Below are 12,351 nucleotides of genomic sequence, written 5' to 3' on the forward strand. Positions count from 1 at the left end.
GGCGGGCGATGGCAATGTGAGACACCTGCGGCACAGTTGTGAGGGCAGGGTGGAATCGGGGGCTTGGCGATGGATGGCTTGCGGGCGTATGACGGGCGCATCCTTGCCCGATGGAGCTTGCCATGTTTGTCGCCACCCTGCTTTGCAATCCGCAAACCCCCTGCCTTGCACCCGCGCTAACCGAATCGCTGCGCAATGCCTGGGGGGGAGGTGATGTGCAGTGGCTGGCACCGGATATTGCGGCTGAATTCTCTCTGCAGGTGCGGCCGGATAATCACTGGGACGTTTGGGCGGATCTGCAGGATCTCGGCGTGGATCTGGTGATCCAGCCGACAGCGGGGCGCCGGAAGAAGATGCTGCTGGCGGATATGGACTCCACCATGATCCAGCAGGAGTGCATTGACGAACTGGCCGAAGAGGCCGGCGTGGGTGCGCAGGTGAAGGAGATCACGGCGCGGGCCATGAACGGTGAGCTGGATTTCGACGGTGCCCTGCGGGAGCGTGTCGCGCTGCTGAAAGGTTTGCCCGTCGCGGTGATTGATCAGGTTCTGGATCGCCGTATCACGCTGATGCCGGGCGGCCCCACGCTGCTGGCAACGATGAAAGCCGATGGAGCCTATGCCGCCCTGGTGTCTGGTGGTTTTACCGCCTTTACCGAATGCGTTTCGGATCGGTTGGGGTTTGATGAGAACCGGGCAAACACGCTGCTTGTGGCGGATGGCGTCCTCAGCGGTGAGGTCGGTATGCCGATCCTAGGGCGGGCCGCCAAGGTCGACGCGCTAGAGCAGATCACTGCGCGTCTGGGATTGACCGAGGCGGATGTCATGGCGGTTGGCGATGGTGCGAATGATCTTGGCATGTTGGGGCGTGCCGGGGCGGGTGTAGCACTCCATGCCAAACCATCGGTTGCCGCAGAATGCGACATTCGTATCAACCACGGTGACCTGACGGCGCTTCTTTATATTCAGGGCTATGCCCTGAGCGATTTCAAAGGCTGACATTATGTTCGAGGTAGGGTTTGAAGTCCTGCTGCTGTTGCTGGCAGCAGGGTTCGCGGCTGGGTTCATTGATGCCATTGCCGGTGGCGGCGGGTTGATCACGGTGCCAGTTTTGCTCTTGGCTGGGGCCAACCCAATCACCGCCCTTGCCACCAACAAGATTCAGGGATTGTTCGGGGCGGCCACCGCTGCCCTCAGCTATGCGCGCGGCGGTCACGTCGATTTGCGCGGGCAGGCTGGATCTGCGCTGATTGCAGGTATTGCGTCAATCTGCGGCGCGCTGTTGATTTCGGTGCTGCCGACGACGTGGATCCGATGGATCCTACCGCTGTTGCTGATCGGAATTGCCGTGTTCTTTGCCACCAAGAAGGGGCTTGATGACAGCGATCGGGCGCGGCGCCTGTCACCAGCGATATTTGCTGCCACCATCGTGCCGCTCTGCGGTTTCTACGACGGGTTGCTGGGGCCGGGTGCTGGCAGCTTCTACATGCTTGGTTTTGTGTCTCTGGCCGGGCTTGGCATCCTGCGTGCGACGGCACATACGAAACTATTGAATTTCGCGTCCAATGCCGGAGCACTGCTGGCCTTTGCTTTTGTTGCGACGCCATGGTGGGGCGTTGGCTTGGCGATGGGTATCGCGCAGATCGCCGGTGCCCGGGTCGGTGCCGGGTTGGCGCAGAAGCAGGGCGCTCGCATGATCAAGCCATTGCTGGTTCTGACCTCAGTTGTTCTGGCGCTGCGGCTGCTGTGGGACATGCTGTGATCTTCTGAACGTCGGCGTCAACGAGGTAAGACGGGACCACGAAACTGCTGAGATAAAATTTAACCTATCCATTAATTAACTCATGTGTTAATATTGGGTATGACTCCATTACTCAAATCATTCTCCGCCCTCTCTGACGGCACGCGTATGGCCATCATCGAACAGCTGATGGAACACGGAGAACTGCCAGCCGGCGATCTGGTGCGGGGATCGGGCATCACTGCGCCGGCGATCTCGCGCCATCTCAAGGTATTGCGTGAGGCTGGATTGGTGGCGCAGCGCGCCGATGGGACACGCCGATTGTATTCAGCGCGGCCAGAGGGACTGAAGCTGATCGCAGACTGGACCCTGTCGCGGCAATCGTTCTGGCAAAGCAGCCTCGATCGGCTGGAAGCAGCACTAAGGGAGGAAATGGAATGACAGATTTGCGCTTGGAACGCGAATTCCAGGTGTCGCCGGACCGGCTGTTTGCCTGGATCAGCGATACCGAGAAGCTCCTGCAATGGTGGGGACCAGAGGGGCTGACCGTGCCTGAATATACGCTGAATTTCCATCAGGAGGGGCCGTGGTCCACGGTCATGATGAATGCCGATGGAGACCGCTATCATGTCTCAGGTGTGGTCACCCATGTGCGTCCGCCGCAGTCGATCGGATTTACCTGGGCGTGGCACGACGAAGTAGGCGCGCGCGGGCACGAAAGCCATGTTACCCTCACCGTTGAAGCTATTGAGACGGGTGCTCGGCTGATTGTTGATCATCGGGATCTGGACAGCTCGGAGATGGCCGAAAACCACCGGGTCGGATGGGAATCGTCTCTGCGAAAACTGGTGTCCAAGCTCCCGTGATTGCGGGCTTGCGACAATGAGAAGCTGTTTTAACGAAGACCTAAACAGGGGAGGAGTACCCAATGCCACAGTTCATTTTTGCATATCACGGCGGCAAGACACCGGAGACACCGGAAGAGGGCGCCAAGGTCATGGATGCCTGGAAAACCTGGATGGGCGGGATGGGCGACGCGCTTGTCGTGCCGGGGAATCCTGTCGGCATGTCAAAGACGGTTCAGAAGTCGGGCGTCGCGGACAACGGTGGTGCCAATCCGCTCTCCGGCTATTCCGTGGTCGAAGCGGTCGACATAGATGCCGCCTGTAAAATGGCCAATGGCTGCCCGATGGTGACCAGCGGTGATGGTTCTGTTGAGGTCGCCGAAATCATTGAAATGTGACCACATATAGCTGTCTTGGAACACGCCTTTGATTGCCCCGGTCCGCGTTCTGCGTGCCGGGGCAATCTTTGGTCAGAACTGCATTTCAGCTGAGGGCCGGATCGAACCACAGTCGATGCCTCGGCGATTGATCAGGGGGGCGTTGCGATATTTCAGTGTTGCCGGATGGTCGGCATCCAGAACGCCCAGCCCCACCAGAATACTTGCAATTGCGCATTCGCTGGCGCGGGTGGCACCGTCGGTGATCTTCAGCGCCACACCCAGTTTCTGTTCGGGCAGGATGGCGATGAAGACGGCTTCAGCGCCGGTTTTGATCGCGACCTTGCCACCCATCGCACGCATAAGGTTGGTGCAGGCGCGGGTTTCGCCAGCGACCAGTTCGGGATGCGCTGTCATCGCGGCCACCAGCTGCTGCGCGGCATTGGCATCGCGGTCCGAACGGTCAGAGGCGGAGGCAAACCAGGCCATCGCCCGTGCCAGACCCTTCACGGAGGTTGCGAAATTCGGCGCTGAACACCCGTCAATGCCATAGCCAGGGCTGGATTCGTCGGTCACCTGCTCAAAGGCGCTGCGGCAGGCCTGTTGTACCGGATGGTCGATCTCTACATATTCGGGTCCGGCCCCCAGGTGCTGGGACAGCGTCAGAAAGCCTGCATGCTTGCCGGAGCAGTTATTGTGAACCTGACACGGGCTTGTATCGGTTTTGATCAGCGCGTTTCGCGCCGGAATATCGTCTGGCAGCTGCGGGCCGCAGCGGAAATCATGATCGGTCATGGACAGCTGATCCAGCCAGGCGTTGACGCGGCTGGTGTGAATCTCGGCACCATTGTGCGAAGCACAGGCGAGGGCGAGCTGCTCAGAGGTCAGCCCGTATTTTGCCGCTGCGCCCGATGTGATCAGAGGCAGCGCCTGGATCATCTTGGCGGAACTGCGCGGGTAAATAATCGCGTCGGGATCGCCCCAGCTGCGCACGATCTCTCCCTTGGCGTTACAGACAACGGCATGGCCCAGATGCAGGCTTTCCAAGAGCGGACCGCGCCACACTTCAGTCATCGGTACGGGTTTGGTCATCACAAAACGCCTTTCCTGTTGGCAATTTCCCGCCAAAACGGGCTTTCACACGTGGCGATAGTTACGATAGTGTGTATGAGTACACAAGCGAGGGGATCGGGACCAGACGGCGAAGGTAACGCCGCATGTACCCTGGCTTATTTGAGGTAACGACAGTCTTTGGAGTTGGGACAAATGGCATCAAAACTCGTCCGCTGCGTCGCGGGCCTGTGTCTGGCCGCAATGGCCACCAGCGCATCCGCACAGCAGGCAGAATCTGACAATCGCGTCGCGAGCAATGTCGACTGGAGCGTGTTTCAAGGCGAAAGTCCCAAGGAATGCTGGGGTGTCTCCGCTCCGAAAGAGACCGTAAACACCCGTGACGGCCGCGTGAAAGCCGTGCGTCGTGGCAAGATCCAACTGTTCGTTTTCTATCGGCCAGAAACCGGCGACAAGGGGCAGGTGACTTTCACCGGCGGCTATCCCTTTGCGCCGGGCTCAACCGTGAATCTCGCAGTGGGCGATACCGAATTTGAGCTGTTCACAGAGGGTGAGTGGGCCTGGCCTGCAACGGCTGCGGATGACGCCAAGATCATCACCGCGATGAAACGTGGCGCGCAGGCTGTTCTGACAGCCCGGTCAGCACGTGGGACACAGACCAAGGACACGTTCTCGCTCCTGGGCTTTACCGCCGCGGTCGAGGACGCCGAAAAACGCTGTAACTGATTGCGCTCGGCGGTCGCTCCCAGAGCGTCGCGCACGTGCGAGGAGACCTGGCCTGCATCCGGGTTTTGAGCTGTCGAACGGGTCGGAGGTGTTTTGCCCGGCCCGATAACATCTGTCATGACACCCTAGGAGTTCCACATCATGCGGCGCCACATCGTCACACTCGCCCTGGCATTGCCGTTGCCGGTTCTGGCGGATCCTGCAATGGAATGCAGCGGTGCTGTTTCTCAGGTTGACCTGCGCAGCTGCCTTGAGGCGGATGAAAACCGCGCCAATATGGCTCTTTCACAGGCGTTTGATTATGCCCGCAATACGATGGCCGAACTTGATGATACCACCGGACGACCTGCCGCAATCCCTGCACTGGAGGCGGGGCAGGCATCCTGGGAGACATTCCGTGGCGATCATTGCGCGTTTGTCGGGGAGACCTTTGCCGGCGGTTCGGGAACCGGTATCGCGGTTCTATCCTGTCGTATTGGCCTGACACGGGATCGGGTCGACGCGCTGATGGATTACGCCCGGTAAGAGAGTGCCGAAGCAAAATCGGGAGGATTCCTTTTGATCTTTGGCAAGAATCCTATATAGAGCCGCATCCACCCAAACAGACCGAGTCTTTTTGCTATGACCGCCAATGCGCCGATCACCCAGGACGTCCTGACCCTGCCTCGCAAGATGCCTGAGGGCGGCAAGATCAATCTAGTAGGTCTGACCCGCGACCAGTTGCGGGAAACACTGATCGCACATGGTACGCCGGAAAAGCAGGCCAAAATGCGGGTCGGGCAGATCTGGCAGTGGATCTATCAATGGGGCAAGCGCGACTTTGTGGAGATGACGAATCTCGCAAAGGCTTATCGCGCGCAGCTGGACGAGCATTTTGAAATCGCGATTCCTGAGGTGGTGAGCAAACAGGTCTCTACCGATGGCACGCGCAAGTATCTGGTGCGTATCGCTGGCGGCCATGAGGTCGAGGTGGTCTACATCCCTGAGGAAGGGCGCGGTACACTGTGTATTTCCTCGCAGGTGGGCTGCACCCTGACCTGTTCGTTTTGCCATACCGGCACGCAGAAACTGGTCCGTAACCTGACGGCGGCCGAGATCGTTGGCCAAATCATGATGGCGCGTGACGATCTGGACGAATGGCCAGTTCCCGGTGCGCCCAAGGATGAGACACGCTTGCTGTCGAATATCGTGCTGATGGGGATGGGAGAGCCGCTCTACAACTTTGACAACGTGCGCGACGCGATGAAGATCGCGATGGACCCCGAGGGGATCAGCCTGTCGCGGCGTCGCATTACCCTGTCAACTTCCGGTGTGGTGCCGGAAATCGCGCGCACGGCCGAGGAAATCGGCTGCCTGCTGGCTGTGTCCTTTCATGCGACCACCGATGAGGTGCGCGACAAACTGGTACCGATCAACAAACGCTGGAATATCGAAGCACTACTGGACGCGCTCCGCGCCTATCCGCGCCTGACCAATTCGGAGCGGATCACTTTTGAATATGTGATGTTGAACGGCGTGAATGACAGCGACGAAGACGCCCATCGTCTGGTTGAGCTGATTGATGGGATCCCGGCGAAGGTCAATCTGATCCCATTCAATGAATGGCCAGGTTCGCCCTATACGCGTTCGTCAAACAACCGGATTCACGCCTTTGCCAACATTATTTATCAGGCCGGCTATGCCTCTCCGATCCGTACACCACGGGGCGAGGACATTCTGGCGGCCTGTGGTCAGTTGAAATCGGCTACCGAGCGTGCGCGCAAGAGCCGTAAACAGATTGAGGCCGAGGCGGGGCTAAACCCCTGACCTCGACCTCCAGGCAGGTCCCCGGCTGCCTCAACTGAATATGAAATCCGCTCCCGTGAGGGTGTCGGTGTAGTTGGTCAATTCCACTTCGAACCAATTGGAATAGGAGATGGTGGTGCTGCCGTTGTCTTCGACGATGTCGAGCTGGTCGAGACTGCCGATCCAGAGGCCAGACACGTCAATCACATCTGCGCCACGGCCAAAGTCGGTGATCCGGTTGACGTCATAGGCATCTGCCTGATCAAAGACAAAAGTATCCGCACCGGAGCCGCCGGTCAGCGTATCGCTGCCATCGCCGCCGACCAGCGTGTCACGCCCGACCCCGCCCAGCAGTTGATCGTCGCCGGATCCGCCATGGAGCAGGTCGTGCCCACGCTTGCCGTGGAGGATGTCGCTATCGCTACCGCCGGAATAGGCATCATCAGTGGTGCCGCCTATCAAGAGATCTGCACCACTGCCGCCGAACAGCCGGTCTTCGCCCAAGCCCCCGATTATAGTATCGCTACCACCGGCACCGCGCAGGGTATCATCTGCCTCGCGCCCCTGAACATGGTCATTACCACCTCTGGCGTTGATCGTGGTGTTCTGGTCGGTGCCGATCACCGTTTCCGCCGCATTTGTGCTTCGGATGATAATGGGATCACTGCCACCGCCGAGGATCTGCCAGTCTGCGAAGCTGTCGCTGCTTCCATAAACGTGCTGCATCGCCTGAATGTCGAACGTACCCAGCTCCGTTACATATGTAGGGCTGTGATTGTATGTCATTACCGTGTTTTCAGGCGTGTCGGCGTGGTGGTCCAGCGTCAGCCCGCCATCATGCGAATGCTGCAGGCCAAGGGCATGGCCGACCTCATGCAAAAGCGTAACATAACCATAGGTACCCTTGGTCATGATGGCTGTGTCGATGGTCAGGTCACCGCGACCGGTGAAGCCATCCCCGGACATCGCAATATTGGCCCAGCCGCCCGCCGTGCTACCGGTTGAGCCAAAGGCATTGATCATGCCTCGGCCTTCGACTTCGATGAAACGCACCCCCGAAATATCTTCGTATTGAGACAGGCTTTCGCGAAACAGATCGCGTTGATCGTCATCAAAGGCCCAATATTCGGTCGCGCCATAGGGGTCGCTCTCAGCCGGATCCGCGAGGCTACCTGTTTCGGTAAAGCTGTAGGTGATGATGGCCTGCGTTCCCAGATCCGCCGGGGCATTCCAACGGAAGTGGTCGCCGTCGAGGTAGTATAGAAGGGCTGAATAATCCGAAACTCGGGGCATGCGACAACTCCACTTGGGTTGTCGTCAATCTGGTCAATGAATGTGGCGCTGATGGGCCGATTCTTGGGGAATTTTTGGGGCGCTCGACGCCGCTACAGATAGAAAGGGCACGAACTGGGCCGGTCGGTATCCCAAGTTTCAGTTCTGTGATGCGCTTGATATTTCTGTTTATTCAGAGGCTTAACCTGATCGCCCTGGCTCCCTCTCGGATGTCGCTCCTCGGGGTTGCGAAAAATGGCGTTTCGGCGCCAAAGCCTCACATTGTGAACAATAGCATTAAATTTGACCGATTCTGATGATTGAGAACTGTCGTGACCGGGGAACAGGAGCGGTCACCGATTGAGTCGTCACCAGTTGGTCTGATCTTGCGTTGTCGGCGCGTATTTACTGCTGCGCATACCAAGAATCGCGGTGCTGCCCAGAAATTTCCACAATCCGGGTACATTTCCGCCATTCCGACGGAACAGTTTCCAAATTGTAGACAGTCGATGGAAGGGAAAGAGATCATGGCAAGTCATACAGCGGCCGCTGCGCCGATTGAACCCACCGTATTGGATCTGGTTCGCGAGGAACGTGGCAAGGCGTTGAGTCCGCGTGAATGGAAGTTTCGCCTGCGTGGCTATGGTTATGCGATCAAGGATATCGAAGGCGCGCAAGTTCTGACACGTCTGCCCCACGGCAAGCCACTGGGTGTTCTGCCGCCTGAATTCGCCTGAGTCATCCCTTTCTAGGGTCGGTTCCCTTCGGCAGGCCCCGCCACGCGCGCTTGGCCGCGCGACGGGGATTCCTGGGTAATCAGCCGTTACGACCGGGCAAGCTGTCACGGGGCGGTGCCGGCTCCCAGTTGTCGATGATGTGAATCGCCTCCTCGGCGGTTTCCACGAACCGGAACAGGTCAAGATCTTCCTCCGAGATGGTTCCGGCATCCGCCAGAGCGTCCCAGTTGATGATTTTTTCCCAGAACTCACGGCCAAACAGCAGGAACGGTACGCGTTCCATGCGGCCGGTCTGGATCAGCGTCAGGCTTTCGAACATCTCGTCCAGCGTGCCAAAGCCGCCGGGAAACACGGTAATGGCCCGGGCGCGCATCAGGAAATGCATCTTCCGGATCGCAAAATAGTGGAAGTTAAAGCAGAGTTCCGGCGTGACAAATTCATTTGGTGCCTGCTCATGGGGCAGCACGATATTCAGCCCGACAGAGGCGCCGCCGGCATCAACTGCGCCGCGATTGCCTGCTTCCATCACCCCAGGTCCGCCGCCGGTCACGATGACATCTTTCCTGCCGCCTGTGGTCATTGATTTCTCGGTCATGAGTTTAGCGAACTTGCGAGCTTCATCATAGAAATGGGACAGGTCCCGAAGCGTCTGCGTGCGCGCTTGCGCCTTGTCTTTTGGCGCCGGGATACGTGCACCACCGAACATGACGATGGTGCTTTCGATACCATGCTCATCCAGCATCAACTGCGGTTTCAGCAGCTCAAGCTGCAACCGAACCGGGCGCAGCTCCTCGCGACAGAGAAAATCTTCGTCTGCAAAGGCCAGCCGGTATGCCGGAGATTCGGTCTGCGGTGTCGATGGCATATGCTCGGCGCGATCCCTGTCAGAATGTGCATCCCGGAATCGGCTATGGCGATCGTCATTCATTGCAAACCTGCTATGTTATTTCAAAAAATACGGAGTTCTATTTCTACCGCTTTGGCGGGCGTGACGCTAGCCCGGATCCATCGCCTTGGTATGAAGGTGATCCGGGGTGAACCCCATCGAAGATGCAAGGAGGGCTTGCACAAGCTGGCACAGGGCTTACGGTCAGCACGCCGACGGGACAAGAGGACTGCTCATGCATTGGACACAAGATATTGGCGCCGCTGAAACGCGGATCCGCCCTTATATTCAGCGCACACCGATATTGGAAACCGTCGGCTTCGGCTTCGACCATCCGATCATGATGAAGCTGGAGCATATGCAGCACACCGGCAGCTTCAAGGCGCGTGGTGCCTTCAACACGCTTTTGGGCGGATCGGTGCCGGAGGCTGGGCTGGTGGCTGCATCCGGCGGCAATCATGGCGCGGCGGTCGCCTACGCTGCCAAGAGGCTCGGCTTTCGCGCGCGTGTATATGTTCCGGAAATGGCTGGCCCGGCAAAGATCGCATTGATCAGAGCCTGCGGCGCGGATCTCGAGGTTGTTCCGGGCGCCTATGCCAATGCCCTTGAGAAAGCGCAGGCCTACGAGCAGCGGACTGGTGCAATGCAGGTCCATGCCTATGACGCACCGGCAACGGTTATCGGGCAGGGCACCTGCTTTGCGGAATGGGACGCACAGGGGCTCGTGGCTGACACACTATTGATTGCGGTGGGGGGAGGCGGGCTGATAGCGGGCGCCATGGCCTGGTACGGCGGATCGAAGAAGATCGTGGCGGTTGAGCCGGAAACCAGTTCGGCCTTAAATAGCGCGCTTGCCGCCGGCAAGCCCGTCGATGTTGAGGTTTCAGGCGTGGCTGCAAATGCTCTCGGCGCGCGGCGGATCGGCAATATCTGCTACGAGCTGGCTGAGGCTCAATCACATGCGGTGACCTCGGTGACGGTGCCGGACGATGCAATCACCGCGGCCCAGACGGCGCTTTGGCAGGAACGCCGCCTGCTGGTGGAGCCGGCAGGGGCAACCGCATTGGCGGCTCTGACCAGCGGCATCTACCAGCCGGCAGCAGGTGAGCGGGTTGCGGTGCTGCTCTGCGGTGGCAATATCGCCAATGATCCAGTTGGAGGCACCTCATGATCCTGCATAGCGCTGGGCCGGGATCTGTGATCGAGCCCCGACGTCGGAGCGACGCTGCATGAGCGCTACGATCTCCGACCGTATTTACCACGCGCTGAGCGAACGGATCGTGACCGGCGCGCTGCCTGCCGGCGAAAAGCTGCGTCAGGACCATATTGCACGCGAGTTCAACGCCAGCCACGTTCCGGTGCGCGAGGCCCTGTTGCGACTGGAGGCGCACGGACTTGCCCAGTCGATTCCACGGCGTGGCATGCGGGTGACAGCATTGGACCCTTCGGAAATACGCGAAGTCATCGAAATGCGCGTCTCGCTCGAGCTGCTGGCCTTGCAAAACGCCTTTGCCCATCTGGGACCCTCGGAGCTGGAAGCGGCAGACACCGCAAGACTCGCCTGCGATGCCGCAACAGACATGGCCGATTGGGAGCAAAAGAACCGCGCTTTTCACCGAGTCATCTTGTCGCCCTGTGCAATGCCGCGTTTGTTGGCGACAATTGACGACCTGCATATTGCCTCGGCTCGTCATCTTTTTGCCAATTGGAAACACCGCTGGAGCCAACGTGTCGACACCGATCATGCGCTGATCGTGCAGGCCATGCGACGTCGGGATGTAACCACCGCCTGCGATATTCTACGCCGCCATCTGCGGCGGGTCCGCTAGAACCACGCCGCTGCCGCCACGATTGGCCGCTGCGGGTGGGGATATTGACGCAATCCGCACATGACCCCGGAGTAAAATGAGGTTATGTAGCGGCGAAACCAACCACACGCCGGAGAAACCCCAGATGTCCAACGCCCAGCTGGAAACCGCAATCGAGGCCGCTTGGGAGGCCCGTGACACCATCACATCCGCCACCACAGGTGAGCAGCGCGAGGCTATCGAAGACACGTTGAACGCCCTGGATTCGGGTAAACTGCGCGTGGCCGAGCGCCAGGACAACGGGGATTGGCATGTCAATCAATGGGCCAAGAAAGCCGTTCTTCTGGGCTTCCGCATCAAGGATATGGAAGAGCAATCCGGCGGCCCCCAGGGTTCTGGGTGGTGGGACAAGGTCGATAGCAAGTTCAAAGGGTGGCGCGCATCCGAATGGAAAGAGGCGGGATTCCGGGCCGTTCCCAACTGCGTTGTTCGCAAATCGGCCTATATCGCCCCCGGCGTGGTCCTGATGCCATCCTTCGTGAACCTTGGTGCCTATGTCGACGAAGGCACGATGGTCGACACCTGGGCAACCGTTGGCTCCTGCGCTCAGATCGGCAAGAATGTGCATCTTTCCGGTGGTGTCGGTATTGGCGGTGTGTTGGAGCCGATGCAGGCAGGCCCGACCATCATTGAAGACAATTGCTTTATTGGCGCGCGCTCCGAAGTGGTTGAAGGCTGCATCGTGCGTGAAGGATCTGTCCTTGGAATGGGTGTGTTCATCGGCCAATCAACCAAGATCGTGGACCGCGAGACCGGTGAAGTCATGTATGGCGAAGTGCCGCCTTATTCGGTGGTGGTCGCCGGCTCCATGCCCTCAAAAAATGGCGTCAACCTCTACTGTGCGGTGATCGTGAAACGGGTAGACGAAAGAACCCGATCCAAGACCGGGATCAACGAGCTGCTGCGCGACTGATCCCATCCCTGCAGTTCGAGCGCATGGAACGCGCCCCACAGGGCGCGTTTTTATTTGTGCTAATTGCCGGGGCCTTGCCCCGGACCCCAGAGTATTCTTGGAAAGATGACAGGTAGGCCGAGCTGTCACTT

15 protein-coding genes are annotated in these 12,351 nt (G+C 59.0%); 12 read left to right on the forward strand and 3 right to left on the reverse strand.

Going from position 1 to position 12,351, the window contains the following annotated elements; translation table 11 throughout:
* Positions 1 to 122: 122 nt before the first annotated feature.
* The 5 genes from serB to VWZ81_RS11280 all read left to right on the forward strand — a co-directional run bounded on the left by serB (position 123) and on the right by VWZ81_RS11280 (position 2,983).
* A complete protein-coding gene (gene serB, locus VWZ81_RS11260; protein ID WP_340547198.1) occupies positions 123 to 998 on the forward strand; it encodes a phosphoserine phosphatase SerB in 876 nt (291 codons plus the stop codon).
* A 4-nt stretch (positions 999 to 1,002) separates the two neighbouring features.
* On the forward strand, positions 1,003 to 1,761 hold the full coding sequence (locus tag VWZ81_RS11265) for a TSUP family transporter (RefSeq protein ID WP_416538108.1): 759 nt from the start codon (positions 1,003 to 1,005) through the stop codon (positions 1,759 to 1,761).
* Between the two features lie 99 nt (positions 1,762 to 1,860).
* Positions 1,861 to 2,181, forward strand: coding sequence for an ArsR/SmtB family transcription factor (locus VWZ81_RS11270; protein WP_340547200.1), 321 nt, complete (start codon positions 1,861 to 1,863; stop codon positions 2,179 to 2,181).
* The gene (locus VWZ81_RS11275) at positions 2,178 to 2,606 is read left to right on the forward strand and encodes an SRPBCC family protein (protein WP_416542733.1); all 429 of its coding nucleotides are present in this window, start codon (positions 2,178 to 2,180) and stop codon (positions 2,604 to 2,606) included. The genes VWZ81_RS11270 and VWZ81_RS11275 overlap by 4 nt, the downstream gene beginning before the upstream one ends.
* Before the next feature lie 62 nt (positions 2,607 to 2,668).
* Positions 2,669 to 2,983 (forward strand): hypothetical protein, encoded by a 315-nt coding sequence (locus tag VWZ81_RS11280; protein WP_340547202.1) that lies wholly within the window; start codon positions 2,669 to 2,671, stop codon positions 2,981 to 2,983.
* Positions 2,984 to 3,055: 72 nt separating this feature from the next.
* Here VWZ81_RS11280 and VWZ81_RS11285 read toward each other — a convergent pair whose 3' ends face one another.
* A complete protein-coding gene (locus VWZ81_RS11285; protein ID WP_416539848.1) occupies positions 3,056 to 4,054 on the reverse strand; it encodes an asparaginase in 999 nt (332 codons plus the stop codon).
* Positions 4,055 to 4,228: 174 nt separating this feature from the next.
* Here VWZ81_RS11285 and VWZ81_RS11290 point away from each other — a divergent pair, with 174 nt between their 5' ends.
* The 3 genes from VWZ81_RS11290 (at position 4,229) to rlmN (ending at position 6,565) form a co-directional block, all read left to right on the forward strand.
* The gene (locus tag VWZ81_RS11290; protein WP_340547204.1) at positions 4,229 to 4,759 is read left to right on the forward strand and encodes an invasion associated locus B family protein; all 531 of its coding nucleotides are present in this window, start codon (positions 4,229 to 4,231) and stop codon (positions 4,757 to 4,759) included.
* A 141-nt stretch (positions 4,760 to 4,900) separates the two neighbouring features.
* Positions 4,901 to 5,284, forward strand: coding sequence for a lysozyme inhibitor LprI family protein (locus tag VWZ81_RS11295; protein ID WP_416542734.1), 384 nt, complete (start codon positions 4,901 to 4,903; stop codon positions 5,282 to 5,284).
* A 96-nt stretch (positions 5,285 to 5,380) separates the two neighbouring features.
* Positions 5,381 to 6,565: a 23S rRNA (adenine(2503)-C(2))-methyltransferase RlmN gene (gene rlmN / locus VWZ81_RS11300; RefSeq protein ID WP_416542736.1), complete on the forward strand. Its 1,185-nt coding sequence runs from the start codon at positions 5,381 to 5,383 to the stop codon at positions 6,563 to 6,565.
* A 30-nt stretch (positions 6,566 to 6,595) separates the two neighbouring features.
* Here the strand turns inward: rlmN and VWZ81_RS11305 are convergent, their stop codons facing one another.
* Complete coding sequence (locus VWZ81_RS11305) at positions 6,596 to 7,837, reverse strand: metallopeptidase (RefSeq protein WP_416542737.1); 1,242 nt, start codon at positions 7,835 to 7,837, stop codon at positions 6,596 to 6,598.
* A gap of 506 nt (positions 7,838 to 8,343) precedes the next feature.
* On the opposite strand from VWZ81_RS11305, the gene VWZ81_RS11310 reads away from it, so the two are divergent.
* Positions 8,344 to 8,553 (forward strand): hypothetical protein, encoded by a 210-nt coding sequence (locus VWZ81_RS11310; RefSeq protein ID WP_340547208.1) that lies wholly within the window; start codon positions 8,344 to 8,346, stop codon positions 8,551 to 8,553.
* Between the two features lie 79 nt (positions 8,554 to 8,632).
* Here the strand turns inward: VWZ81_RS11310 and VWZ81_RS11315 are convergent, their stop codons facing one another.
* Positions 8,633 to 9,481 (reverse strand): LOG family protein, encoded by an 849-nt coding sequence (locus VWZ81_RS11315; RefSeq protein WP_340547209.1) that lies wholly within the window; start codon positions 9,479 to 9,481, stop codon positions 8,633 to 8,635.
* A gap of 193 nt (positions 9,482 to 9,674) precedes the next feature.
* Between VWZ81_RS11315 and VWZ81_RS11320 the strand changes: the two genes are divergently transcribed.
* The 3 genes from VWZ81_RS11320 (at position 9,675) to dapD (ending at position 12,220) form a co-directional block, all read left to right on the forward strand.
* Entirely contained in the window at positions 9,675 to 10,610 is a 936-nt protein-coding gene (locus tag VWZ81_RS11320) for a threonine/serine dehydratase (protein ID WP_340547210.1), read from the forward strand.
* A 58-nt stretch (positions 10,611 to 10,668) separates the two neighbouring features.
* Positions 10,669 to 11,268, forward strand: coding sequence for a GntR family transcriptional regulator (locus VWZ81_RS11325; RefSeq protein ID WP_340547211.1), 600 nt, complete (start codon positions 10,669 to 10,671; stop codon positions 11,266 to 11,268).
* A gap of 124 nt (positions 11,269 to 11,392) precedes the next feature.
* Complete coding sequence (dapD, locus tag VWZ81_RS11330) at positions 11,393 to 12,220, forward strand: 2,3,4,5-tetrahydropyridine-2,6-dicarboxylate N-succinyltransferase (RefSeq protein ID WP_340547212.1); 828 nt, start codon at positions 11,393 to 11,395, stop codon at positions 12,218 to 12,220.
* The last annotated feature ends 131 nt before the right edge of the window (positions 12,221 to 12,351 follow it).

The organism is Phaeobacter sp. JH20_34 (genome assembly GCF_048056095.1).
In the GTDB taxonomy this organism is placed as follows: domain Bacteria; phylum Pseudomonadota; class Alphaproteobacteria; order Rhodobacterales; family Rhodobacteraceae; genus Phaeobacter; species Phaeobacter bryozoorum.